The 24,068-nt window shown below is 69.3% G+C and carries 24 protein-coding genes and 1 pseudogene; 11 read left to right on the top strand and 14 right to left on the bottom strand.

The window, feature by feature from the left end:
- The first annotated feature begins 162 nt into the window (after positions 1-162).
- Positions 163-810, top strand: coding sequence for a GntR family transcriptional regulator (locus AC069I_RS13985; RefSeq protein ID WP_125674432.1), 648 nt, complete (start codon positions 163-165; stop codon positions 808-810).
- A gap of 73 nt (positions 811-883) precedes the next feature.
- Here AC069I_RS13985 and AC069I_RS13980 read toward each other — a convergent pair whose 3' ends face one another.
- Entirely contained in the window at positions 884-2,110 is a 1,227-nt protein-coding gene (locus AC069I_RS13980; RefSeq protein ID WP_478225364.1) for a family 16 glycosylhydrolase, read from the bottom strand.
- 155 nt (positions 2,111-2,265) lie between these two features.
- Positions 2,266-3,510 (bottom strand): ROK family protein, encoded by a 1,245-nt coding sequence (locus tag AC069I_RS13975; protein WP_478235475.1) that lies wholly within the window; start codon positions 3,508-3,510, stop codon positions 2,266-2,268.
- Positions 3,511-3,595: 85 nt separating this feature from the next.
- Between AC069I_RS13975 and AC069I_RS13970 the strand changes: the two genes are divergently transcribed.
- Together AC069I_RS13970 and AC069I_RS13965 are read left to right on the top strand one after the other, a co-directional pair.
- Entirely contained in the window at positions 3,596-4,984 is a 1,389-nt protein-coding gene (locus AC069I_RS13970) for a GH1 family beta-glucosidase (RefSeq protein WP_478225365.1), read from the top strand.
- 111 nt (positions 4,985-5,095) lie between these two features.
- Positions 5,096-5,809 carry a DUF2306 domain-containing protein gene (locus tag AC069I_RS13965; RefSeq protein ID WP_478265569.1) on the top strand — a complete coding sequence of 238 codons (714 nt, stop codon included), beginning with the start codon at positions 5,096-5,098 and terminating at the stop codon, positions 5,807-5,809.
- Here AC069I_RS13965 and AC069I_RS13960 read toward each other — a convergent pair.
- Both AC069I_RS13960 and AC069I_RS13955 read right to left on the bottom strand, forming a co-directional pair.
- Positions 5,781-6,923: an acyl-CoA dehydrogenase family protein gene (locus AC069I_RS13960; protein WP_478265568.1), complete on the bottom strand. Its 1,143-nt coding sequence runs from the start codon at positions 6,921-6,923 to the stop codon at positions 5,781-5,783. The genes AC069I_RS13965 and AC069I_RS13960 overlap by 29 nt on opposite strands.
- Complete coding sequence (locus tag AC069I_RS13955; RefSeq protein ID WP_478265567.1) at positions 6,920-9,271, bottom strand: bifunctional salicylyl-CoA 5-hydroxylase/oxidoreductase; 2,352 nt, start codon at positions 9,269-9,271, stop codon at positions 6,920-6,922. Before AC069I_RS13955 ends, AC069I_RS13960 begins: the two co-directional genes overlap by 4 nt.
- Positions 9,272-9,319: 48 nt before the next feature.
- On the opposite strand from AC069I_RS13955, the gene AC069I_RS13950 reads away from it, so the two are divergent.
- Positions 9,320-9,724, top strand: a complete 405-nt coding sequence (locus tag AC069I_RS13950) for a RidA family protein (RefSeq protein ID WP_478225368.1) — start codon at positions 9,320-9,322, stop codon at positions 9,722-9,724.
- Positions 9,725-9,777: 53 nt separating this feature from the next.
- Here the strand turns inward: AC069I_RS13950 and AC069I_RS13945 are convergent, their stop codons facing one another.
- The gene (locus tag AC069I_RS13945) at positions 9,778-10,629 is read right to left on the bottom strand and encodes a PaaX family transcriptional regulator (RefSeq protein WP_478225369.1); all 852 of its coding nucleotides are present in this window, start codon (positions 10,627-10,629) and stop codon (positions 9,778-9,780) included.
- A 73-nt stretch (positions 10,630-10,702) separates the two neighbouring features.
- Here AC069I_RS13945 and AC069I_RS13940 point away from each other — a divergent pair, with 73 nt between their 5' ends.
- The 3 genes from AC069I_RS13940 to AC069I_RS13930 are packed head-to-tail and all read left to right on the top strand — an operon-like array spanning position 10,703 to position 12,211.
- Complete coding sequence (locus AC069I_RS13940) at positions 10,703-11,374, top strand: cytochrome P450 family protein (protein WP_478265566.1); 672 nt, start codon at positions 10,703-10,705, stop codon at positions 11,372-11,374.
- Positions 11,375-11,411: 37 nt separating this feature from the next.
- The gene (locus AC069I_RS13935) at positions 11,412-11,762 is read left to right on the top strand and encodes a PLDc N-terminal domain-containing protein (RefSeq protein WP_478265565.1); all 351 of its coding nucleotides are present in this window, start codon (positions 11,412-11,414) and stop codon (positions 11,760-11,762) included.
- 38 nt (positions 11,763-11,800) lie between these two features.
- Positions 11,801-12,211, top strand: coding sequence for a nitroreductase family deazaflavin-dependent oxidoreductase (locus tag AC069I_RS13930; RefSeq protein WP_478225371.1), 411 nt, complete (start codon positions 11,801-11,803; stop codon positions 12,209-12,211).
- 75 nt (positions 12,212-12,286) lie between these two features.
- Here the strand turns inward: AC069I_RS13930 and AC069I_RS13925 are convergent, their stop codons facing one another.
- Both AC069I_RS13925 and AC069I_RS13920 read right to left on the bottom strand, forming a co-directional pair.
- Positions 12,287-13,468, bottom strand: a complete 1,182-nt coding sequence (locus AC069I_RS13925) for an acyltransferase family protein (RefSeq protein ID WP_478265564.1) — start codon at positions 13,466-13,468, stop codon at positions 12,287-12,289.
- Positions 13,469-13,566: 98 nt separating this feature from the next.
- On the bottom strand, positions 13,567-14,901 hold the full coding sequence (locus AC069I_RS13920) for an FAD-binding oxidoreductase (protein ID WP_478265563.1): 1,335 nt from the start codon (positions 14,899-14,901) through the stop codon (positions 13,567-13,569).
- A 70-nt stretch (positions 14,902-14,971) separates the two neighbouring features.
- On the opposite strand from AC069I_RS13920, the gene AC069I_RS13915 reads away from it, so the two are divergent.
- Entirely contained in the window at positions 14,972-15,856 is an 885-nt protein-coding gene (locus tag AC069I_RS13915; RefSeq protein WP_478225374.1) for a LysR substrate-binding domain-containing protein, read from the top strand.
- Here the strand turns inward: AC069I_RS13915 and AC069I_RS13910 are convergent.
- The 3 genes and pseudogenes from AC069I_RS13910 to AC069I_RS13900 form a co-directional block, all read right to left on the bottom strand.
- A pseudogene (locus AC069I_RS13910) lies at positions 15,825-16,729 on the bottom strand (class I SAM-dependent methyltransferase). The gene AC069I_RS13915 and the pseudogene AC069I_RS13910 overlap by 32 nt on opposite strands.
- A 185-nt stretch (positions 16,730-16,914) precedes the next feature.
- On the bottom strand, positions 16,915-17,739 hold the full coding sequence (locus tag AC069I_RS13905) for an NAD(P)H-binding protein (protein WP_478225375.1): 825 nt from the start codon (positions 17,737-17,739) through the stop codon (positions 16,915-16,917).
- The gene (locus AC069I_RS13900) at positions 17,736-18,344 is read right to left on the bottom strand and encodes a hypothetical protein (RefSeq protein ID WP_478225376.1); all 609 of its coding nucleotides are present in this window, start codon (positions 18,342-18,344) and stop codon (positions 17,736-17,738) included. Before AC069I_RS13900 ends, AC069I_RS13905 begins: the two co-directional genes overlap by 4 nt.
- A 52-nt stretch (positions 18,345-18,396) precedes the next feature.
- Here AC069I_RS13900 and soxR point away from each other — a divergent pair, with 52 nt between their 5' ends.
- A complete protein-coding gene (soxR, locus tag AC069I_RS13895; RefSeq protein WP_478265562.1) occupies positions 18,397-18,843 on the top strand; it encodes a redox-sensitive transcriptional activator SoxR in 447 nt (148 codons plus the stop codon).
- On the opposite strand, the gene AC069I_RS13890 is transcribed toward soxR, so the two are convergent.
- The 3 genes from AC069I_RS13890 to AC069I_RS13880 form a co-directional block, all read right to left on the bottom strand.
- Positions 18,833-20,050 (bottom strand): RNA polymerase sigma factor, encoded by a 1,218-nt coding sequence (locus AC069I_RS13890; RefSeq protein WP_478265561.1) that lies wholly within the window; start codon positions 20,048-20,050, stop codon positions 18,833-18,835. The two genes, soxR and AC069I_RS13890, sit on opposite strands and share 11 nt — an antisense overlap.
- Entirely contained in the window at positions 20,041-20,406 is a 366-nt protein-coding gene (locus tag AC069I_RS13885; protein ID WP_478225379.1) for a YciI family protein, read from the bottom strand. Before AC069I_RS13885 ends, AC069I_RS13890 begins: the two co-directional genes overlap by 10 nt.
- Before the next feature lie 76 nt (positions 20,407-20,482).
- Complete coding sequence (locus AC069I_RS13880; protein ID WP_478225380.1) at positions 20,483-22,000, bottom strand: trypsin-like serine protease; 1,518 nt, start codon at positions 21,998-22,000, stop codon at positions 20,483-20,485.
- 171 nt (positions 22,001-22,171) lie between these two features.
- Here AC069I_RS13880 and AC069I_RS13875 point away from each other — a divergent pair, with 171 nt between their 5' ends.
- Positions 22,172-22,939, top strand: a complete 768-nt coding sequence (locus tag AC069I_RS13875; protein WP_478265560.1) for an SDR family oxidoreductase — start codon at positions 22,172-22,174, stop codon at positions 22,937-22,939.
- Here the strand turns inward: AC069I_RS13875 and AC069I_RS13870 are convergent, their stop codons facing one another.
- The gene (locus tag AC069I_RS13870) at positions 22,940-23,476 is read right to left on the bottom strand and encodes a TetR/AcrR family transcriptional regulator (protein WP_478265559.1); all 537 of its coding nucleotides are present in this window, start codon (positions 23,474-23,476) and stop codon (positions 22,940-22,942) included. It abuts the gene before it with no gap.
- A 77-nt stretch (positions 23,477-23,553) separates the two neighbouring features.
- On the opposite strand from AC069I_RS13870, the gene AC069I_RS13865 reads away from it, so the two are divergent.
- Positions 23,554-24,048 carry a DoxX family protein gene (locus AC069I_RS13865; protein WP_478235416.1) on the top strand — a complete coding sequence of 165 codons (495 nt, stop codon included), beginning with the start codon at positions 23,554-23,556 and terminating at the stop codon, positions 24,046-24,048.
- Positions 24,049-24,068 lie beyond the last annotated feature (20 nt).

Here is a 24,068-nt window from a genome sequence, read left to right as displayed (position 1 = left end):
TCTCAGGGTGGCACGGGTCACATGCTTTGCCACTGTAGGTATTGTTCAACAATTCCACAAGAGGATTCTTGGCTGGGCCTCTTGTGGCTAGGTAGGATCGGTCACGTGACGATCGCGGAGGGTGGTCCTGCCTCGGTAGAAGGACTCGAGGCGGATCGCGGCATGATCAGCCGCACCAGCACGGCCGAAAGGGTCGCGGGCGTCCTCCGCACGCGTATCGCGGAAGGCTTCTTCCTGCCCGGCGTCCGGCTGTCGGAGCAGGACATCGGCTCGGCGCTCGGCGTCTCCCGCAACACACTGCGCGAAGCGTTCCGGCTGCTCACGCACGAACGCCTGCTGACCCACGAGCTCAACCGCGGTGTCTTCGTGCGGGTGCTGCCGGTCGAGGACGTCGTCGACCTCTACAAGGTCCGCAAGGTCGTCGAGTGTTCCGCGGTGCGGGCGGTGACGGAGAAGCCACCGACGTTCGGGAAGCTCGCGCGCCTGGTCGAGGACGGCAGGGTCGCCGAGCGGAGTGAGCGCTGGCAGGACCTCGGCACCGCGAACATCCGGTTCCATTCGGCGATCGCCGAGCTGAGCGGCAGCGAACGGATCGACGAGCTGATGCGCGGCATCCTCGCCGAGCTGCGGCTGGTGTTCCACATGATGGCCGACCCGCGGCGCTTCCACGAGCCGTATCTCAAGCGCAACGCGGAGATCCTCGAGCGCATCGAGGCAGGCGACGGCCTTGGCGCCGAAAAGCTCCTCGCGCAGTACCTCACCGACGCCGAAAACCAGCTCGTCGAGGCCTACGCCGAACGCTCCCCCTGACGCAATCCGTCCTCTGAACGCGGTGGTTCGGGATGCGAACCACCGCGTTCAGAGGACGAAACGCGAGATCGGGCTAGGGGGTGACCCACTTCTGGTTCGCGCCGCCTCCGCAGGTCCAGATCTGGAGTCGCGTCCCGTTCGCGGAGCTGTTCCCGGTGGCGTCGAGACACTTGTTCGCCTGCGGGTTCACGATGTCGCGCGCGCCGCTGACCGCCCATTTCTGCGCGCCGGATCCGTTGCAGTCCCACAGTTGCACGGCCGTGCCGTCCGCGGTCCCGCCGCCGGAGACGTCCATGCACTTGCCGAGCGCGCGGATCGTGCCGTCGCCGCCGATGGTCCAGTTCTGCGCCGCGTTCCCGTTGCAGTCGGTGATCTGGATCGGGGTGCCGTTGGCGGTGTTCGCGCCGGCGACGTCGACGCATTTCCCGCCGATCCCGGTGATCCGGCCGGTCCGCCCGGCCGTGTCGCTGGAAGTGACGTGCACGTAGTCGACGACGAGACGCTGCGGGAACACCGTGCCGGAGTTCGGGTCGCCAGGCCAGTAGCCGCCGACGGCGAGGTTCAGGATCAGGTAGAAGGGGTGGTCGAAGACCCAGCGGTTGCCGTTGAGGTCGGCGGGGGTGCGGGTCTGATAGAGGTTCCCGTCCACGTACCACTTGATCTGGTTCGGTGCCCAGTCGACGGCGTAGGTGTGGAAGTCGTCGGAGAAGTTCGGGCCGTTGTAGGCCGCGCCGATGCCGCCCGCGCCGGAGTAACCGGGGCCGTGGAGGGTGCCGTGCACCGTGTTCGGCTCGAAGCCGACGTTCTCCATGATGTCGATCTCGCCGCTGTTGGGCCAGCCGACGTTGCCGATGTCGGCGCCGAGCATCCAGAACGCGGGCCACATCCCCTGCCCGCGCGGCAGTTTCATCCGCGCTTCGAACCGGCCGTAGGTCTGGGTGAACTGGCCCTGCGTGGACAGACGCGCCGAGGTGTACTCGCAGCGCCCGTACCAGCAGTTGTAGTTGCCCGGATTCTCCTTCTTCGCGGTGATGACGAGATTGCCCTGGCCGTCGAGCGCGGCGTTGTTCGTCCCGGACGTGTACCACTGCCGCTCGTGGTTGTTGACGTTGTCACCGGTCTCGAAATGCCACTTCGAGGTGTCGATACCCGCGCCGGCGGGGCCGTTGAAGTCGTCGGTGAAGGTCGCGGCCATGACCGCGGCCTCGGAGGCCGGAGCCTGGGCTGTGGCCGGGAGTGAACCGAGCAGGACGCCGGCGGCGAGGAGCGCCGCCCAGCGGAACCGAGCTGAGATGGACATCGTTGTCGCCTCTCTGACCGTTGGGGACCCCGCGCGGCAGGGAACGCGCGAGAGAACGGAAAGCGCTGGCAGAACCTACTTTGTTGTGCCTGACAACAAAGTATGCATGGTCTCTACCACTGCGACAAGACGTATTTTTCGGCCTCGAATTAAGGTCAGGCGGCCGTGCCGCGCTTCGACCCGGCCGTGCGCGGGTCCGCGCCCTGCTCCAGGAGGGCGGCGACCGGGAGGGTGGCGGCTCCTATGGCGACGGCGTCCGGGCCGAGCTGCCCGAGCTCGATCTCGGTCTGGTCGAACACGTGCGCCAGCGCGTGCTCGCCCGCCACGCGCCGGATCTCGGGCAGGTAGTGCTCGCCGAGCGCCAGCCCGGCCCAGCCGCCCAGCACGATCCGCTCCGGGTTGAACAGGTTGATCAGGTCGCCGATCCCGGCGCCGAGATAGCCCGCGGTCTCTTCCAGTACCTTGGCCGCGACCTTGGACCTGCCCGCCGACTCCAGCAGGGCGGCGAACTGCGTCTGCTCGTCCTCGTCCGACGCCTTTCCGCCGCGCGCCTTGCGATAGCGGGCGAGGACGCCCTCCGCGCCGACGTAGGACTCCAGGCAGCCGCGCGATCCGCAGCGGCATTCCTGCCCGCCGTAGACGATCGTCGTGTGGCCCCATTCTCCCGCGCTGCTGGTGGAGCCCCGGTAGGTGGTGCCGTCGGTGACCACGGCCGCGCCGACGCCGGACCCGATCAGGGCGATCACCGCGTGTCGCGCGCCGCGGCCGGCGCCGAACCACATTTCGCCCTGTCCCTGGGTTTTCGCGCCGTTGTCCACGAACAGCGGCAGCTCGACGCCCTCCGCGCGCAGGAGGTCGGTGAGCGGGACCTCCTTCCAGCCGATGGTGGGCGCGTGCACGCGCACCGCCTCGCCCTGCTCGACGGTGCCCGGGACGCCGACTCCGACACCGAGCACGGTCGCTTCGTCGACCCCCGATTCCGTGATCACCTCCCGGAGCCCGGACGCCACCTGGGTGACCGCCGCGGCCGCGTCCGGCCGGGGCGAGGCGAGGGGATGTTCGACGGTGGCGAGCCGGTTCATGGTGAGGTCGAACAGTTCGACCTTCACCCCGGTCTCGCCGATGTCGACGCCAGCGACATGTCCGTACGCCGGGTCGACGCGGAGCAGGACGCGCGGCCTGCCGCCGTCGGACTCGACCAGCCCGGCCTCGGTGATGAGCCGTTCTTCGCCGAGTTCGGCGGTCACGTTGCTGACGGTCGCGGCGCTCAAACCGGTCAGACCGCTCAATTCGTGGCGGCTGAGCGGGCCGTCGAAGTAGAGTTTCGACAACAGGAGGGAACGGTTGTGCCGCCGCAGGTCACGGACGGTGGTGCGCTTGGCAGGCATGCGGATACCCATCTTGTGGCGGCGGACCTTTCCAGGATGCCCCACGACCTTATCCTCCGCCATGTATCAACTGGTGAAATAAGGCGGGAAGAGGGTTATGACGGGGGACGACGAGCTCATCGGCACCTTGCCGCCGGACTTCCGGTGGGGCGTCGGCAGCTCGGCCTACCAGGTCGAAGGCGCGGTCGCCGAAGACGGACGGACACCGTCCATTTGGGACACTTATGCCCAGTCCCCCTGGTCGGTCGACAACGGTGACACCGGTGAGGTCGCCTGCGATCACTACCATCGGATGCCCGCCGACGTCGCACTGCTCAAGGAACTCGGCGTCGACACCTACCGCTTCTCCGTTTCGTGGCCCCGTGTGCAGCCGCGCGGGCGCGGCGGCGTCAACCCGGCCGGGATCGCCTTCTACGACCGGCTGGTCGACGAACTGCTCAACAACGGCATCGACCCCTGGCTGACGCTGTACCACTGGGATCTGCCGCAGCACCTCGAAGACGCGGGCGGGTGGCCCGCGCGCGACACCGCCGTTCGGTTCGCCGACTACGCGATGCTCGTGTTCGAGCGGCTGAGCGACCGGGTCCGCCACTGGACCACGCTGAGCGAACCGTGGTGCACGGCCATGCACGGGTATGTCCACGGGGTGATGGCGCCCGGCCGCCGGGACGCGAAGGCGGGGATGGCGGCGGCGCATCACCTGCTGCTCGGCCATGGCCTCGCCGTGCGGCGGATGCGGGAACTCGCGCCGCCCGGGACCGAGTTCGGCATCACGCTAAACCTGAGCACCGCCGACCCGGCCACTTCGAGCGAGGCCGACCGGGCCGCCGCCCGCTTCGAGGACGGGCTCGGGACGAGGTTCTACCTCGACGCGCTCGTCCACGGCCGGTACCCCGAGGACGTGCTCGAGACCCTCGCGCGGCAGGGCATCCGCCTGCCGTCGGAGCCGTGGGATCCGTCGATCATCGCCGCACCGCTCGATTTCCTCGGTGTCGACTACTACTTCGGGACGCGGTACTCCGGGGTGGAGGAGAACGGGGACGCGGTGGAGCATCTCGGGATTCCCGCGTTCCGCAAGGTCCCGTTCGGGGCGCCGTCGACGGTGCTGGGCTGGGAGATCCTGCCGCACAAGCTCACCGAACTGCTCGTCCGGATCGGCCGCGACTATCCGGGTCTGCCGCTCTACGTCACCGAGAACGGTGCCGCGTTCGCCGACGTCCCCGACGAGACCGGCTTCGTCCGCGACGACGACCGCGCCGAGTACCTGTCCGCGCATATCGCCGCCACGGCCGCCGCGAGGCAGGCGGGCGCGGACGTCCGCGGCTATTTCGCCTGGTCCTTTTTGGACAGTTTCGAATGGGCGTACGGCTACGCGAAACGGCTCGGCTTGGTGCGGGTCGACCGCGAGACGCAGGCGCGGACGATCAAACAGAGTGGGCTGGCGTACCGCGACATCGTCGAGCGGGTGCGCGGCGGACGGCGGTAGGGGCTGCTCCACCCTCGAACCGGCGGCCCGCTCCATTCTTCCCGGTGGCCCCGCGTCCTAGGTTCGGCTGCGGAAAGTTGTTTGCCGCTACCGGAAACGTGGGGGACAGTGATGACCGTCAGGCTCGAACAACGTGACCAGCGGGAGGCGCCACGGAAATCGTGGTGGCGAAGGCCGTGGGTGGGGCCGTTGGCCGTCGTCATCGTGATCTTCCTGGCCTTTTCGATGCCGCCGTATCTGGCGATGGACCCGGCGCGGTCGAGGGTTCCACAGCCGCCCGGGTTCACCTCGCACTACTGGTTCCTCGCGGCGCATGTGCTGTTCGGCTCGATCGCGATGGTCGGCGCGCTGCTCCAGATCTGGCCGTGGTTCCGGGCGAAGTACCCGGCGGTGCACCGGAAGATCGGCCGGGTGTACGTCTTCGCCGGGGTGCTCCCGGCCGGTCTGCCGGCGCTGGTCGTCGGCGCGACGAGCCCGTTCGGCCCGGCGACGCGGGTGGCCAACGTGCTGGCCGGGGTGCTGTGGCTGGGGTGCACGTTCGCCGGCTGGCGCGCGGCGAGGCAACGTCGGTTCGGCGATCATCGGCGCTGGATGATCCGCAGCTTCGCGCTGACCATGTCGATCATCGTCAGCCGGGTGGTCGGGCCGATCGCGCTGATCACGCTGCGGCCGCAGCTGGAGACCACGTTCGGCGGAAGCGAACTGGCCTTGACCCAGTCGGTCGCCGCGATCTCGGCCTGGGTGAGCACGACGCTGGTCCTGTTCGCCACGCAGTGGTACCTGGATCGCCGTCCGGCTAAGAAGAAACCAGCGATCGCGCGATGATCGTCCGCTGCACTTCGGACGCGCCTTCGTAGATCCGCGGCGCGCGGACCTCGCGGTAGAGGTGTTCGAGCAGATGCCCTCGCCGCAGCGCCCGCGCGCCGTGGATCTGCACGGCCGAGTCGACGACGTACTGCGCGGTCTCGGTGGCGAACAGTTTCGCCATCGCGGCGCGGCCCGCGAGGTTCCGCTCGCCCGCGTCGTAGGCGGCGGCCGCGGCGTAGACCAGCAGGCGCGACGCCTCGGTGCGGGTCGCCATTTCGGCGAGGGTGTGCGCCACGGTCTGCTGTTTCAGGAGCGGACCGCCGAACGCGACACGGGACTGGGCGTGGGCGACCGCGGCGTCGAGCGCGGCCTGCGCCATCCCGACGGCGAAGGCGCCGACACTCGGGCGGAACAGGTCCAGGGTCCGCATCGCCACGCCGAAGCCTCGGTCCTTTTCGCCGAGCAGTTCGTCCCGTTCGACGCGGACGCCGTCGAAGACCAGGGTGCCGATGGGATGCGGGCTGACGAGGTCGAGGTGCTCGCCCGACAGCCCGGCGCGGTCGGCGGGCACGACGAACGCGGAGACGCCGCGCGAGCCCGCTTCCGGTGTGGTGCGGGCGAAAACGCTGTAGAAATCGGCCTCGGGGGCGTTCGAGATCCACATCTTCTCGCCGGTGAGACGCCAGCCGTCGCCGTCGGGCTCGGCGGCGAGTTCCAGTGCCGCCGCGTCCGAACCCGCGTTCGGTTCAGTGAGCGCGAAGGCGGCGACGGCGTCACCCGCGGCCACGGCCGGGACCCACTTCGAGACCTGCGAGTCCTGTCCGGACTGGAGTACCGGATACGTGCCCAAACCCTGCAACGCCAACGCGGTCTCGGCTTCGGTGCTCTGGCTCGCGAGCGATTCCCGCAGGATACAGAGATCCGTCGCGGCGGCCTCCCGGCTCGGGCTGCCGCCGTCAACGCCGGGGAACAGCCGGGCGAGCAGGCCGAGCGCGCCCATTTCCTTGAGCAGCGGCCGGTTCACCGCGCCTTCGGTGCCGGATCCGGCCAGTGGGCGGAGCTTTTCGGCGCCCAGCCGCCGGACCTCGTCGGCGAAGGCCTGCTGTTCGGGGCTCAGTGCGAAGGCGGTCATCGATCGCTCCCAGGTCGCCAGCGGGCATGCGCGGTGCCGGTTTCGCCGGAGCGCAACAGTTCGAGCCGTGGTTTCGGCCCGTCGGTGCGGCCGCCCTGCGGTTTCCGGCTGCCCGCCGCGAACTGCTTCGGCCACGGCATCGGATAGCCCTGTTCGGCGGCGGCGTGCAATGTCCACTGTGGATCGTAAAGGTGGGTCCTGCCGAGCGCGCACAGATCCGCGCGGCCCGCCAGGATCAGCGAGTTGACGTCGTCGTAGGAGGAGATCGCGCCGACGGCGATCACCGCGATCCCGTACTCGCGCCCGATCTCGTTGCGGATCCGGTCCGCGTACGGCGTCTGGTAACTGCGGCCGTACTCCGGTTTCTCCTCGCTGACGACCTGGCCGGTCGACACGTCGATGCCGTCCGCGCCGTGCTCTGCGAACGCGCGGGCGATCTCGACGGCGTCGTCCACGTCGATTCCGCCTTCGTGCCAGTCGGTCGCGGAGATGCGGACCGTCATCGGCCGCTCCGCGGGCCAGGCCGCGCGGACGGCGTCGAAGACTTCGAGCGGGAAACGCAGCCTGTTCTCCGGCGAGCCGCCGTACTCGTCGGTTCGCCGGTTGGTCAGCGGTGACAGGAACGAAGACAGGAGGTAGCCGTGCGCGCAGTGGAGTTCGAGGAGGTCGAACCCGGCGCGCGCGGCGGCGCCGGCGGAGTGCGCGAACTGGTCACGGATCTCGGTCAGCTCGGCTTTCGTGAGTTCGCGCGGGGTCTGATTCGCTTCGCTGTACGGGATCGCGGACGGGGCGCAGATCTCCCAGTTGCCCTCGGGGAGCGGCTGGTCGATACCGTCCCACATCAGTTTCGTCGAGCCCTTGCGTCCCGAATGTCCCAGCTGGACACCGATACGCGCGGGGGTGTGGCCGTGGACGAAGTCGGTGACCCGCGCCCAGGCGCGTTCCTGTTCTTCGGTGTAGAGGCCGCCGCAGCCCGGGGTGATCCGGCCGGTTTCGGAGACGCAGACCATCTCCGTCATCACCAGCCCGGCGCCGCCGAGCGCCTTGCTTCCCAGATGCACCAAGTGGAAATCGGTCGGGACGCCGTCTTCGGAGGAGTACATGTCCATCGGCGAGACGACGACGCGGTTCGGCAGGTCGAGGTTCCCGACGCGGAACGGCTGGAACATCGGCGGCCGTACGTCCGAGTCCAAAGTGGACGCGAACCAGGAGTCCAGTTCGGCGGCGAACTCGGGATCACGCAACCGGAGGTTGTCGTAGGTGACGCGGCGGCTGCGGGTGAGGATGTTGAACGCGAACTGCGCCGGATCCTGGTGGGTGTACTGGCCCATGTTCTCGAACCACTCCAGGCTCGCCTGCGCGGCGCGCTGGGTGGAGATGACGACGGGCCTGCGTTCGGCTTCGTACGCTTGCAGTGCACTGTCCATATCGGACTGTTCGTGCAGGCAGGCGGCGAGCGCGAGCGCGTCCTCCATGGCGAGTTTCGTGCCGGAGCCGATGGAGAAATGCGCCGTGTGCGCGGCGTCGCCGAGCAGGACGACGTTCTCGTGCCGCCAGCTCGCGCAGCGCACGGTGGCGAACGCGGTCCACTTCGAGTTGTTGGCGAACACCTGATGGCCGCCGAGGACTTCGGCGCACAGTTCGCGGATGACCTCGATCGACTTCTCGTCGCTCTCGCCCGGCGCCAGCGCGGTCGCGGCGATCTCGCCGAACGCGCGCTGCCAGACGTCCTCGTGTAGTTCCAGGATGAACGTGCTCGCGGTGTCGCTGTACGGGTAGCCGTGGATCTGCATGATCCCGTGCGGGGTCTCCAGCACGTAGAACTTGAAGGCGTCGAACACGAGATCCGTGCCGAGCCAGATGTACTTGCAGCGCCGGGTCTGGAGGCTCGGGCGGAAGCTCTCGGCGAAGGCGTCGCGGGTCGGGGAGTTGACGCCGTCCGCCGCGACGACCAGGTCGTACTCGGCGCTCGCCTCGGCCGCGCTCGGTGCTTCGGTGCGGAAACGCACGTCCACACCGAGTTCCGCGCAGCGTTCCTGGAGGATGCCGAGCAGCCGTTTGCGGCTCATCGCGGCGAACCCGTGCCCGCCCGACGTGTGCACCGTGCCGCGGAAGTGGACGTCGATGTCGTCCCAGCGCGCGAACTCCCGGCGCATGGCGGCGTGGATCACCGGATCGGCGTGTTCGATCCCGCCGAGCGTCTCGTCGGAGAACACCACCCCGAACCCGAAGGTGTCGTCGGGCGCGTTGCGCTCCCAGACGGTGATCTCGTGATCGGGATGGAGCTGTTTCGCCAGCGTGGCGAAGTAGAGCCCCGCCGGGCCGCCGCCTAACACCGCGATACGCACGTCGCTCAGGGTATGTCGCGGTATGTACGACCGTCAACGATACGGGATATGGTGACCCGTATGGAGCGCATCAATCCGCCCGAGCTCGGTCGCCCTTCCGGCTTCTCGCACGCCGTCGCCGCGACCGGGAGATTCGTCTTCCTCGCCGGTCAGACGGCGTTGGACGAGGAGAACCGCATCGTCGGCGACGGCGTGGTCGAACAGTTCGAACGCGCGCTGTCCAACCTGCTCACCGCGTTGCGCGCGGCGGGCGGGGCGCCGTCGGACCTGTGCAGCGTGACCATCTACATCGTCGACATGGACGACTACCGCGCCCACGCGCGCGAGATCGGCGCGGTGTGGAAGCGGCTGGCCGGGAGCGAGTACCCCGCGATGGCGGGAATCGGCGTCAGCCGGCTGTGGGACGAGGAGGCGTTGGTGGAGGTGCAGGGCTTCGCGGTCGTCGCCGCGTAAGTGAGATGAAGGACGCTTTCATAGCAAATTTTGCTATGAAAGCGTCCTTCATCTCACATGGGCAGGGTGCGTGAGACGTGCGCGGCCGCGGCCTCGCCCAGCCTCGCGTGCAGCGTGAAGAACAGGTCCGCCGCCCGGATGCCCGCCCAGCCCGGGGGCAGCAGTTCGGCGGGCAGGCCGGGGTCGAGATAGGGCAGCCGCCGCCAGTCGGTCAGCACGCGGACGTAGTCGGCGAACGCTTCGGCCTCGTCCGTGGTCTTGCGCCGCTGCCACCGCCGCAACGCGGCCGCGTGCTCGTCGAGGAAGGCGGTGTACAGCGACTCGAGTTGATCGAGGTCCCACCAGTCACGGATCTTCTCCCGCACGTCGCCGAACGCGAGGTGCTCGGCGTGGAAGAGATCGGCGTACCCCTCGAGTTCGAGCCGTCGCAGCATGTCGGAGGTCGCGTCACGCAGATGCGCGGGCGCGATCCAGACCCCGGACGACGCCGTCCCGAAGCCGAGCCGGGCGAGCTGCGTGCGAAGAACGTGCCTTTTGTGCCGTTCGGCTTCCGGGACGGAGAACACCGCGAGCAGCCAGCCGTCGCCGGGGGTGGCGCGTTCGCGGCGGAAGATCCGCTCGTCTCCTTCGCGCAGGATCGCCAGCGCGGTTTCGGAAAGCTCGTAACCCGCGGCGCCGTTCCGGCGTACCGCGGAAAGGATCCCGCGCCGTTTCAGCCGGGAGATCGACGACCGGACGGCCGGTTCCTCGACGTCCACGCCCGCCAGCAGGTCGATCAGGGAACGGACGGAGAGCCAGCCGCCCTCGCCGCGGGAATAGAGGCCGTACACGGTCACGATCAGCTGGCGCGGTTGCGCCGTCCGCCCCGCGCCGTCGACTTCGGTTGCCTCCGACACGGCCGTCACCCGGTCACCATAACAACGACGCTGTGCTCATGTTTCGGCCGTGACCGAAGCGTTCCGCACTTAGCGTCACGGTATGGACGATCCCCTGATCGAAGCCCCTGTCCCGCCGGTGCCCCAGGACGTCGAGCCGGGTGGTGTCCGGTGGTTGCGGGCGACCGTCGCCCGGTTCAGCCGCCCGGAGGACCACGCGCGACGGCGGGCGCTGGTGCTCGCCGAGCTCGCGTCGATGGAGTCCCTGCGGGACAAGGCTTTCGCGCTCGCCGGCGAAATGCGGGACGGGCCGGTGGAGCGGACCGTGTGGACGGTCCCGGTGGCCGTGCTGGCCGCGGAACTCGGCCTGCCGGACGTTTCCCGCGACGTCGCGACGGTTTCCGGCGCCTATCATCCGCACACGGAAATCGGGGCCGACGCCGAAGAGGCCATGCGGCGGCTGGTCGAAACCTGCGGTGACGCCGACGAGCGGACGGCCGCGCGGATCGGGCTCCTGGTGCAGGCCTGTGACGCGACGGCCAAGCTGCTCGGCAAGGCGCTGGCCGCCCACCGGCCCGGCGAGGACGTCGAAGGCCTGCTCGACCGGGTCCTGCGTGAGGATCCGCCGGTCCGCGTCACCCGGCGGTGGGTCGGCGGCGAGGTGGTCGAGGTGGACCTGACGAAACGTCCGTTCGGAGCAGGGCCCAAGCAGTGCCCAGGGGAAACGCAGGCGCGGCAAGTGGCCGCGGGAATTCTCGACGCCCTCCTGTGCTAAGACTTACCCCGGTCATCTGGAACTGGGGAGTCTTTCGATGCTGTATTTCAATGGTTTCTTCGGCGTTCTCACGCTCGGTCTGTGGATCTTCTGCATCGTCGACGTGATCACCACGGACGAGGGATCGTGCCGCAACATGCCGAAGGGGATGTGGCTGCTGCTGGTGCTGCTCGTCCCGTTGATCGGCTCGATCGTCTGGCTGGTCGCCGGTCGTCCGCAGAATGCCGCCCGCGTCCCGCGCGGCCGCTACGAACGTGAGTCGCCGGCGTTCCCGGAGTACGACCGGCCGGGCCGCTTCGCCGCCACGAGCGCCGAGGACGACGAAGAGTTCCTTCGCAAGTGTCGGGAGCGCGCCGAAGAACAGCGCCGCAAAGCCCGTGAAGGCTGAGTAGCCTCGGCATCGAGAAGATCGACACTGGAGGAAAGTTGTCCGAAGCGCTCGACTGGAACAAGAACATCATCAAGGAGTTCCGCGAGAACGAGGGGAAGGTGGGCGGCCCGTTCGAGGGTGGTTCGCTGCTGCTCCTCACCACCACCGGGGCGAAGAGCGGCGAGCCTCGCACGTCGCCGCTCGCGTTCGCGGAGGAGGACGGTAAGTACATCGTCGCCGCGTCGTTCGCCGGGTCGGACAAGAATCCGGCCTGGTACCACAACATCCTGGCGAACCCGAAGGTCACGATCGAGGTCGGCACGGAGAAGTTCGACGCGACCGCCACCGTCGTGGACCGCGCCGAGCGTGACCGTCTCTACGCGAAGATGGTCAGCTTGATGCCGGGCTTCGCCGACTACGAGAAGAAGACCGATCGGGTGATCCCGATCGTCACGATCTCCCGCTGACCCGCTCGCATTTAGTCCTCTGAATGCGGTAGTTGCAGGCGCAAGTACCGCATTCAGAGGACGAAACGCGGGAGGTCAGCGCGCGCCGCTGGGGGCTTTTACGGCTGCGGGGCGCTTGAGTTCGGCTTCGGCCGCACGCAGTGCCTTGCGCTCCTGGCGGCGCGCGATCAGCTTCTTGCCGGTGAGGATCATCGGCTGCTCGACCCAGCGGTGGATCAGGTCCGCGATCGCGAGCCCGACCGCGAACACGGTCAGCGCGCTGATCATCCGGTGCTCGCCCAGCGGCGGGATCGCCTCGACCACCACGAAGTGCACCGGGCCCTGCAGCAGGTAGAGCGAGTACGAGCGCTCACCGACGAACCGCATCACCTTCGTGGCCAGCAGCCAGCGAAGCGGCCCCGGCGAGACGAGCACGACCAGCAACATCGCCGACAGCAGGCCGTAGGCGATCAGCAGGCCCAGGTTGCTGCCGGTCTCCCACCACAGGCTTTCCATGTTGACGTGCAGCACGGCGAAAGCGCCGAACACAGGGATCGCCGCGAGCGGATGGGTCAGCGGTTTGAGCACCGCGTAGGACCGGCGGTAGTGCATCGCGATCGCCAGCACGCAGCCGATCAGCAGGATCGCGTAGTGCACGGTCGAGCGGTAGATCGGCACCTGCGGCCCGTTGAGCACCCAGCCGCTGGTGACCCCCACCAGCCCGGCCATCAGCGCGAACGCGGCGAACGCCAGCGCGAGCTTGCGCCAGGCCGCGGCCAGCCCGGCCGCCCCGGCGACCACCAGCAGGAACGGCCAGACCAGGTAGAACTTCTCCTCGATGCCCAGCGTCCACGAGCCGCTGAAGAAGTTGTCCGGGCCGTCCGGGCTGCTGGCGGGGAAGAACTCGTTGAAGAAGGTCAAGTAGTACTTCAGCGCGTGCGGGAACTCGCGGACGAAGAACTCCCCGCGCAGCCACACGAACACGACGATCCCGCCGAGGATCACCAGGTACGGCGGCAGGATCCGGAACACGCGCCGCAGGTAGAAGGCCGAAAGCGAGATCCGGCCGGTCCGGTCCTGTTCACGCAGCAGCAGCGTCGTGATCAGGAAACCGGACAGCACGAAGAAGATGTAGACACCGACCCAGCCGGACAGCCAGCTCCACTTCGGACCCGCGAAGTGGTAGAGGATCACGATGGTCGCCGCGATCGCGCGCAGGCCGTCGAGCGCGGGGAACCGACGCATGGCGAGGAACTCGTCATGGTCCAAAGCGCGCACGGCATGCCCCCTAATGGCGGTATCGGCCCGGAAGTATACGGGTGCCGTTCGCTGCGCTTTCGCCCCGTGTCGAGGCCTCCTACCTGCGGTTTCGAAGATCACCCAGCGTCAGGCGCGGGTTCGACGTTATGTGTCAGCCGGAACCGGTTCACCGGGTCGACGGCCGCCTTGACCTCGGCGAGCCGCCGCAGATCGGCCGGGGAGTACACCTTGGACGCTTCCTCGCCCGCCGCGCTCTCGCCGTAGACGAAGGTCAGCAGTTTGCCGGTCGACCAGGGCTTCAGCGCGTCGAACAGCTTCGCGTGCGCGCTCCGGATCTCGGCGATCGAAGCGTCGTCCACGACGGACAGCGCGCGGACGGTGAAGCTCGCTTCACGGTCCCAGCCCACGCCGGGGTGCTCGGGCACGTCGGACAGCGCGCCGCCGAGCAGGTCCAGCAGGACGACGGTCGGCACCGGGGCGTCCGGGCCGGCGTGTTCGAGGATCGCGTCGAGCATCGCGTCGTTGAGTTCGGACACGGTGGCGTTGTCGGCGCGGTAGCCGTGCGGGAAGGGCGGCTCGTTCGCGATCTTGCCCGATTCGGTGAACGGGATCTCGGCGAGCGTGTCACCCAGGACGGGGGCGGCGGCGCGCAGCGGGGCGACGAGGCGCTCGCCCTCGGCGGCGTCACCGAGATAGGCGACCCGGATCTGCGCGACGTGCTGCCCGCGCAGCGGTTCGGGCACCATCGGCAGATCCGGCATCGGGACCATGCCCAGCGACGACGTCATCTCGCGGGGCATCCCCGTCGCCCAGTCGCGCCAGGCGTGGAGCACCGCGGACAGCGATTCGGTGCCGAATTGCAGGCTGCCGCCGTACAGCCGGGTGACCGGGACGAGCCGGAACTCCAGCGCGGTGACGATCCCGAAGTTGTCGCGGCCGCCGCGGAGCGCCCAGAACAGGTCGCTTTCGGTGTCCGGGGTGGCGCGGCGGAGCTCCCCGTCGGCGGTCACCACCTCGATCGCGGTCACCTGGTCGGCCGCCAGGCCGTACTTGCGGCCGAGCAGGCTGAACCCGCCGCCGAGGGTGTAGCCGACGACGCCGACGCCGGGGAAGGAGCCGCTCAGCGGCGCGAGCCCGTGCTCCGCGGCCGCTTCGATGACCGCACCCCAGCGCACGCCCGCTTCGACCCGTGCGATCCCCTCGTCGATCCGGATCCCGGTCATGCGGTGGGTGGTGACGAGGACGCTACCTTCGAACGGGACGCCGACGCCGTGCCCGGTCGAGTGGACGGCGATCGGGAGGTCGTGCTCGACGGCGTGACGGACGGCCTCGACGACATCGGCGGCCGAGGCGGCGGGCACGATGACGTCGGGACGGCGGGGCACCGCGGTCTGGAAACCGGCGAGTTCGTTGTCGTAATCCGGGTCGCCGGAGCGGAGCATCGTGGTCATGCCATCAGCGTGATCCCGATTCGGCCAGAAGTCCAAGATCTGGTTTGTCTGGCAATTAGAATCATCGGTTATGGAACTGCGCCAGCTCGAATACTTCGTCGCGGTGGCCGAGGAAGCGAACTTCACCCGAGCCGCCGAGCGGCTGCACGTCGCGCAGCCCGGCGTCAGCGCCCAGATCCGCCGCCTCGAACGCGAACTCGGGCAGCCGTTGCTCGACCGGTCGGCCAGGGCGGTGCGGCTGACCGAGGTCGGCGCCGCCGCGCTCCCGCACGCGCGGGCCGCGCTCGCCGCCATCGCCGGGGTGCGGCAGGCGGTCGACGACCTGACCGGCCTGGTCCGCGGCCAGGTCGCGATGGGCATGGTGTCCTCGCGTGGCCCGGTCAACCTGCCGGATCTGCTCGCGCGTTTCCACGAGCGTCATCCGGCGGTCGACATCACGCTCGCCGAGGCGACGTCCGACGTCCTGCTCGCGGGTGTCGCCGACGGCCGGTTCGACGTCGCGCTGATCGGGGTCTCCGGCGAACCGCCGCCGGGGATCGGCCTGGAGGTCGTCCTCGACGAGCCGCTCGTCGTCATCTCCGGGCAGGAGGATCCGCTCACCGGACAGGCCACGATCACCCTGTCGGAGCTGGAAAGCCGTTCCCTGGTCAGCCTGCCGAAGGGCACCGGCATGCGCGCGATCGTCGACGCGGCGTTCCTCGCCGACAGCGCCCAGCCGAGGGTGACCCTGGAGGCGGGCGACCCGAACGTCGTCGCCGAACTGGTCGGGCGCGGGCTCGGCGTCGCCGTGGTGCCGATGTCGCTGGCGACGCACTACACGGAACTGCACGCCATGGAGATCACGCGGCCCGCCGGGCTGCGGGCGAAACTGGCGCTGGCCTGGCGGACGGAGGGGCCGGTCAGCCCCGCCGCCCGCGTGTTCATCAGTCAGGCACGGGCGCTGCTCGGGTTGTGAGCCGCCACCGCGTCGTGACCTCCTTCGCGTTGGCCCGCGGATGCCGCGGCCGGATGTCCTCCCGGCCCCGGACTTCGAGGCCGGACCGCTCGAAAGCGCCGAGGAGTTCTTCGCGTGTGCGCAGGCCCAGCAGTTCGAGGATCAGCCACGCCTCCCCGCCGGGTTCGAGATGCCGGGGGCAGCCGGTCGAGGAACGCCTTGAGCATCCTGCTTCCCGGGTCGTAGACGGCGCGTTCTAGCGAGGTGTGCGCGCGGGACGGCAACCAAGGCGGATTGCAGACGACCAGCGGCGCGCGGCTCGTTGTCCGTCGCCACCACGCGCTCGACCCCTCGACGTGCGAGGACCGCGGCGAGCACGCCGGTGCCGGTGCCGATGTCGAACACCAGTTGCTTGGCGGGCAACGGAGTTCTCGCCACCAGATCGACGTACTCGCCACGGACGGGGGAGAAGACCCCGTGGTGCGGATGGATTTTCGCGCCGAGCGACGGGATTTCGACGCCCTTCACCCGCCATTCGTGCGCGCCGACGATGCCCAGCAGCTCACGCAAGGACACCAGCGACGCGGTCTCGGAAGGTCCGAAGACCTCGGCGCAGGCCTCGCGCACGTCCGGCCCGCGGCGCAACGGCAGGACGTGGCCGGGGTCCAGCGGGACCAGCAGCCTGCCGAGGATCCGCGCCCGGCGTGACCGATGGTCCCGCTGCTCCTGAAAAGGTTTCCCAGCCGCGATACCGCAACGGCGGGACAACGCGGCGAGGAGGTTCCGCGCGCCCGGGAAGTCGCCGTGCCAGGCGAGACCGGTGCCGCACGCGGCGAGCCGGAACGCCTCGTCGGCGGTGATGCGATCGTCGACGGCGACGACGGGCCGGGGCATTTTCGTGCCGACGGTGGTCAGCTAGCGCCGACCACCGTCCTTTGTGGACAGGGGGTTCATGGTTTCCGTTCCTGGATCCGCCCGCGGTGAAGAGACCCCGCGGGCGTGGCTCGTCGGGGGACAAGGTCAGGAACGGCGGCTAGTGGACCACCGCGGCATGAACCGGTGTCGACACGGACCCGACTCTACCGGAACGCGGCGGCGTGGTCGGCCGCCCAGACCTCGAAGTCCAGCCCCGGCCTGCCGGTGACGTCCTGGACGGTCGAGGTGACCTCGCCCGGTTTCGTCACCAGTCCCTGGAACCCGGCCAGCATCGTGTCGACGATGAAGTCCGGCATTTTCGTGAGCAGGGCGGCACGCGCTTCTTCGAGCGGGATCTCCTCCCAGCGCGCCGGACGGCCCGCGGCCTCGCCGATGATCCGGACCTGTTCGGCCTGCGTCATCGGCCGTGTGCCGGTGAGCGTGTACTTCGCCCCAGTGTGCCCGTCGCCGGTCAGTGCTTCGACGGCCACCGCGGCGATGTCCTTCTCGTGGATCAGCGGCATCGACGCCTCGCCGTACGCGCCGCGGACGACGCCGTCCGCGCGGATCGACGGCGCCCAGCCGAGGGTGTTGGTCGCGAAGCCGTGCGGTCGCAGGAAAGTCCATTCCAGGCCGGCGGCTTCGATCGCCTCCTCGACGGCGCGATGCCAGGCGCCGATGGCGTTGTCCTGCTCCGCCAGCGAATCGTCGACGGCGCCCGAGGAAAGGAACACCACGCGCTTCACCCGTTCCCCGAGCAGCGACACCGTGGGCGCCAGTGCCTCGGCGGGGCCGGCGAGCATCAGGAACACCGTGTCGACGCCGTCGAGCGCCGGCGCGATCGTTTCCGGTTTCGCCAGGTCACCGCGGACGCCGTCGGCGGGCGGGTTCCGGCTCAGCGCCCGGACCGGGAGGTTCCGCGCCCGCAGCTGGGCGACCACTTGCGAGCCGACGTTGCCCGTCGCGCCGGCGACCAGGATCGGCTTCATGCCGCCACCGCCGAGAAGATCGGGCGGTACCGCTTGACCGACCCGCCCGACATCCCCGGGTAGGTCTGCACCTTCTTCCACGCGTCCGTCGTCCCGATGCCGTCGGCGCCAGGGGCCGCGAGCGCGGCGCGGTGGGCGTCGGCGCTGGTCCATTCGGCGTAGTTCAGCACCCTGGTCCCGTCGGTGCTCACGTGGAAGAACCCCGAGATCCCGCCTTTGGGGTGCGCGGGTTCGGACGCCAGCGCTTCGAAGACGAGGTCGATCCAGTCGCGTTGCCGCCGCTCGTCGGGTCCTTCGAACTCGACCGAGACGATCACGAGGCAGCCTGGCGCTCCTTCGCCGCGGTGGCCGCGGTAGAGGCGGAACACGGGCGCGCCGTCCAGGTTCTGGATGGCTTCTTCGCTGGTCCACTGCTCGTAAGTGAAGGCGCCGTCGTGGTCGATGCCCTCGTATGCGGTGAAGGAAACAAGTCCTTCGCGGCTTTTGAACGCCGCGCGCGCCGCGTCGGCGTCCGGCCATTCCCGTGCCACCACGACCGTCGAATCGTCCGGTGTCGGCCAATGTCCGTTGTGGATGGTCATTTCGGAGGTCCCCTGTGCTGTCATGCCTCCAGCATGGAACTTAAACAAGGGTTTAAGTCAAGGTAGGATCGTCGCCATGTCCGAACTGCCGTCCGAACTCACCATCGGAGAGCTGTCCCGGCGCAGCGGCGTCGCCACCTCCGCCCTGCGGTTCTACGAACGTCAGGGCCTCATCAGCAGCAGGCGGACCAGTGGGAATCAGCGTCGCTACCCCCGCAGCGCGCTCCGCGTGGTGGCGTTCATCCGCGCGTCGCACCACCTCGGCATCCCGCTGGAGGTGATCGGTGGAGTGCTCGATTTCCTGCCGGAGGGCGCCGCGCCGGACCAGGCGTTCTGGCAGCGGGCTTCCCAGTGCTGGAGCGCCGAACTGAACAAGCGCATCGAGCAGCTGGAGTGCATGCGGGACCGGTTCACCGAATGCATCGGCTGCGGCTGCCTGTCCTTCGACCAGTGCGTGCTGGTGAACCCCGGTGACGTCCTCGCCGACAAGGGACCCGGCCCGGCGCGGCTGATCACGGACTGACCGTGGCCAGTTTTCGTTCCAGCAGCCGCCGTTCGGCGCTGTTCTCCGCTCGCGCGATCGCGGCTTCGTAGGCCCGCGCCGACTCCTCCGGCCGGCCGAGGCGGTGCAGCAGATCCGCGCGGATGGCGTGGTACAGGTGGTATTCGCCCAGTCCGAGGCCGTCGATCACGGCGAGGGCCGCATCGGGACCCTCCACTTCGGCGACCGCGACGGCCCGGTTGAGCGCGACGATCAGCGTCGGATTCGCCGCCAGCAGCAGGTCGTACAGCTGGACGATCTGCGACCAGTCCGTGCTCGCCGCGTCGGCGGCGTCGCTGTGGACGGCGTTGATCGCCGCCTGGATCTGGTACGGACCCGGCTGGTTCCGCCGCAGGCAGGCACGGACCAGCGCCTGCCCTTCGGTGATCAGCTCGCGGTTCCACCGTGACCGGTCCTGCTCCGCCAGCAGCACGACTTCGCCGTCCGCTCCGGTGCGGGCCGCGCGGCGCGACTCGGTGAGCAGCATCAGCGCCAGCAGCCCGGTGGCCTCCGGTTCGTCGGGCATGAGAGCGGTCAGCAGCCTGCCGAGCCGGATCGCCTCCGCGCACAGGTCCTCCCGGACCAGCCGTTCGCCCGAAGTGGCCGTGTACCCCTCGTTGAACACGAGGTAGATCACGGCGAGCACCGAACGCAGCCGGTCCGGCAGATCGGCGTCGTCCGGGACGCGGTACGGGATCTTCGCGGCGCGGATCTTGCCCTTCGCCCGGACCAGCCGTTGCGCCATCGTCGTTTCGGGGACGAAGAACGCGTGCGCGATTTCGCCGGTGGTCAGCCCGCCCAGCAGTTTCAGCGTCAGCGCGACCTGCGCGGTGATGGCCAGCGCGGGGTGGCAGCAGGTGAAGATCAGCCGCAAACGGTCGTCACGCACGGGACCCTCCTCCACCGGCTCGTCGCCCGCGCTGATCAGCGCGGCCTGGGCGTGTTTGTCGTCGCGCGCGGCTTCCCGGCGCAACCGGTCGATGGCCTTGTTGCGGGCGGTCGTGATGATCCAGCCCGCGGGGCTCGGCGGTGGACCGCTGGACGGCCAGCGGTCCACCGCTTCGGCGAAGGCGTCTTGGACGGCTTCCTCGGCGATGTCGATACTGCCGAAGACCCGGACCAGTACGGCCACGGCACGGCCGTACTCCTCGGTGAAGACGCGTCCGATGTCCTCGGTGGTCACACGCACGAAGGACCTTCGTCGCCCTGGAACGGCCGGACCTCGACCGGGAGGTAGGTGATCTCGGTGACCCGGCGGCCCCATTCGAGCGCGGCGTCCAGATCCGGCGCCTCGATGATGGTGAACCCACCGAGGTGTTCCTTGCCCTCGACGTACGGGCCGTCGGTCATCGTGATCTCGCCGTTCTCCTTGGCGCGCAGCACGGTCGCCGTGGTCGGCGGGTGCAGGCCGCCGGCGAAGACCCAGACACCCGCGGCCTTCATCTCGTCGTCGAGCGCCTGGATCTTGCGCGCGATCGGCTCCAGGAACTCCGGCGGCGGGACGGGACCGTCGGGCTGGTACAGGCTGATCAGGTACTGGGTCATGGCGTCCTCCTGAAGTCGGAGCGGCTTGTCATCACCTACACGAAGAGCGTCCCGTCGATTCGACAGCCGGTGGGAATTATTTTTCGCGGGCACATCGTCGCAGGTCGATCCGGGATCCCTTGGTCAGACAGGCCGCGATCCGATGGACTTGCTGGCCGTAACTGCGGCCCTTCAGTGCCTTCACGGTCCCGTCCCGGCCGACCTCGCAGGGGTTGCTTTCGGTGCAGCGCTCGCCGTCACGGTTGTGGGTGTTGTTGATGCCCATGACCGTGTTCCCGTCGCGGGACAGCAGCACGGAGCCGGAGTGGCCGGGCATGCTCACACAGGTGTCGCTCGGCGCGTAGCGGACCGCGTCGTCCTGCTGGTAGCCGGCTTCGCGCAGGTGCGGCACGACGGCCTCCACCGTGCAGTTCGGACGGCTGCTCGAGTAGGCCATGAGGAGCCGGTCACCGGCGCGCATCGGCTTGGTCGTCAGCCGGAAGACCTTCGCGCCCTCCCTGGCCAGCTGGGCGTAGGTCTTGTCCAGCCGGTACAGCGCGATGTCGGTGCCGGTCATCGTCGCGTAGACCAGCCGGGTGGCGCGGGCGCTGGTCTTCGGATAGCCCTCCCGGTCGGCGATCGTGACCGGACGGGGCAGGTCGGCGGGCCGGTCGACCAGGGCTTTTCCCGGGGCGGGCCGCCCGCTCGGCACGCAATGGCCGTTGGTCAGCGCCAGCGCCGGGTCTTCGGGACGCGCGGTGGCGGCGCGCACCACCGCTCCCTTGCAGTTACCCACCTCGGCCGTGCCCTCCACGTTCGGGACCGGGGAGTCCGGGGGAACGGCGGTCCCGGTCACGATGCCGTTGATCCACGCGGCATTCTTCGAGACGTCGGTGTACATGCCGGGAAAATCGGCACCCCTGATCCCGGCGCCGATCACCGTCCCGGCCAAGGCCCAGCCGTCACCCGAACGAATCAGGGCGGGCCCGCCGGAGTCCGTCGTTCCCGGCCCGACCGGAGGATCGGCGCGGCCGACGCACAACGGCAAGGTGTGCCCGTCGTCGTCCCAGCACCGATCGAGCGGCACGACCTCGGTGTCCGCTTCGCGCAGCTTGCTGGGAAAGCACTTCGGGTCCTTGAAGTCGTCGCAGCCGGTCGCGGCCGCGCCCCAGCCGAGGATGCGGACCGGGGTACCGACGGCGGGTGTGGCCCCGGCGAGCCGGACGGGTGTGGCTCGCACGGCGTTTCGCAGGTGCAGGACCGCGATGTCCTCGCCGGCCGGGTCGTAGGTGTTGTGGCGCCGATAGAACTTGTCGACGTCGGTGACCTCACCGCCGCTGGTGGTGTCGAGCGAGCCGACGCGGACCTTCCAGCCACGAGGGACCCCGACGGTCGCGCCGGTCGGGGTGTTGGCGCAGTGGCCCGCGGTGACCGCCCACTGGGGCGCGATGAGCACCGCCCCGCACCGGTGTCCGTCCGGACGGGGTGCGTCGTACCGCAGGGAGACCATGAAGTCGTAGGGCGTGGTGGACTCGGTGCCGCCGATGACGGCCGACGCGGGGGCCGCGGTGGCCGTCATCATGGCCAGCGCGAGCGCGAGGGATCGGATTCGCATACGGATCACGCTGGCCGGTCCGTGTCCGCGGAACTCGATGAGCGCGTAACAGTTCCGTGCACGCCCTGACTGGTACTGCCGGACCCAGGCTGAACAGACCGTGCCATCTCCGGGCGGGGCCCGGTTTCCTGGACTCATCACCGAGAACGAGTCCACTTAGGAGAAACACAGATGACGAACTCCCCGGCACCGTACGCGAACAGGGTCGCCGTCGTCACCGGAGCGTCCAGCGGAATCGGCGCGGCGGCCGCCCGGCGGCTGGCCGCCTCCGGCGCGGCGGTCGCGCTGATCGCCCGCCGGGCGGACCGGCTGGAGACACTGGCCGAGAAGATCGAGGCCGACGGCGGTACCGCGCTCGTGCTCGCCGTCGATGTCGCCGACGCCGCGGCGATGCGGGCCGCGGCGGCCGATATCGAGGCGAAGCTGGGCCGCGCGGACCTCCTGTTCAACAACGCCGGCGTGATGCTGGCCGCGCCGATCGACGAACTCGCCACCGGCGACTGGCAGCGCATGATCGACGTCAACATGACGGGCCTGATGAACGCGATCGGCGCGTTCGTCCCGCATCTCGTCGCTTCGGCGGCCGAGAAGGGCGTCGCGGACCTGGTGAACACCTCGTCCATCGGCGCGCAGGCCGTCTTCCCGTCCTTCGCCGTGTACGTCGCCTCGAAGGCGTACGTGACGCACTTGTCGAAGAACCTTCGCGCCGACCTCGGGCCGAAGGGTGTGCGGGTCGCGGCGATCGAGCCGGGGCTGGTCGAGACCGAACTGCAGGGCCATGTCACCGACGCCGGCGCTCTGCGGTGGCTGGACGGCGCACGCGAGTCGCTGACCTGGCTGAAGCCCGAGGACATCGCCGAGACCGTGGCGTTCCTGACCTCGCTCCCGGCTCGGGTGAACCTTCAGCAGGTCACCGTGATGCCCACCGCGCAGGTCTGATCACGGGAACAGGATCCGGGCGATCGCGCGGGCGGCGGTGTCCGGATCTTCCTGGAGCTCGGCGCGCAGTGCGCCGGTGAGCCAGAGGTTCGCGAACCCGTGCATCAGCGACCACGCGGCGACCCCAGCCATCGCGTCGTCGCTGACCGACGCCGCGCCGCTGGTCAGCAGGGCTCCGGCGCGGTCACGGGCGGCGGCCAGCGCCGCGTCGTCCTCGCGGTGGAGTTCGGGGCGGAACATCACCTCGAAATGCGCGCGATGCTCGATCGCGAAGCGCACGTAAGCCACCCCGACCTCGACGAAATCCCGATCGCTCTCGGCCGCCAGCGCGTCCGCGAGCAGGTCGAATCCCTCGGCGGCCAGCGCGGTCAGCACCCCGGCCTTGTCACCGAAATGGTGGACCGGACCGGCGTGCGAGACGCCCGCGCGCCGGGCGAGGTCGCGGAGGCTGATCCCCGCGGGGCCGTGTTCGGTGATGGCCGCGACGGCGGCGTCGAGCACGGCCCGGCGGAGGTCGCCGTGGTGGTACGGACTCATGACCACGAATCTAGTCATTGACAAGATGGCCCGCAATCGCGCATCTTGTCAGTGGAAAGATTCACTGCTCGGAAGGCATGGTCATGGATCCCGGTCTCGCACCCGTACTGATGCTGATCGCCGTCACGGCGACGTTGGCCCTGCTGGGCGCCTTCGGCGTCCAGCGGTTCAAACCCTGGCCCGTCGCGGTGCGCGGCGGTGTCGCGGCGCTGTTCGTCACTACCGGTCTCGCGCACTTCATCGGCATGCGCGAGGAACTCGTCGCGATGGTGCCGCCCGCCCTGCCCGCGCCGGGACTGCTGGTGACCGTCACCGGCGTCCTCGAACTCGCGGGCGCCGCGGGGGTGCTGTGGTCGCGCACGGCGCCGTGGGCGTCCGCCGGGCTGACTCTCCTGCTGCTGGGGATGTTCCCGGCGAATGTGTACAAGGCACTGCACGGGCCGGTGACTTCGACGATGGACGAGCTGGTGCCGCGGAGCCTGATGCAGGTGGTGTTCCTCGCCGCGACGGTGTCACTGGTGGTGTATTACGCGCGTACTCCGGACAGACCCTTTGCCCAAAGGAGACCTTAAGTCTTTCCCAAGTTCGGGCC

The sequence above is a fragment of the Amycolatopsis sp. NPDC043885 genome (genome assembly GCF_056435685.1).
This window is presented reverse-complemented; position numbering and strand designations above follow the sequence as displayed.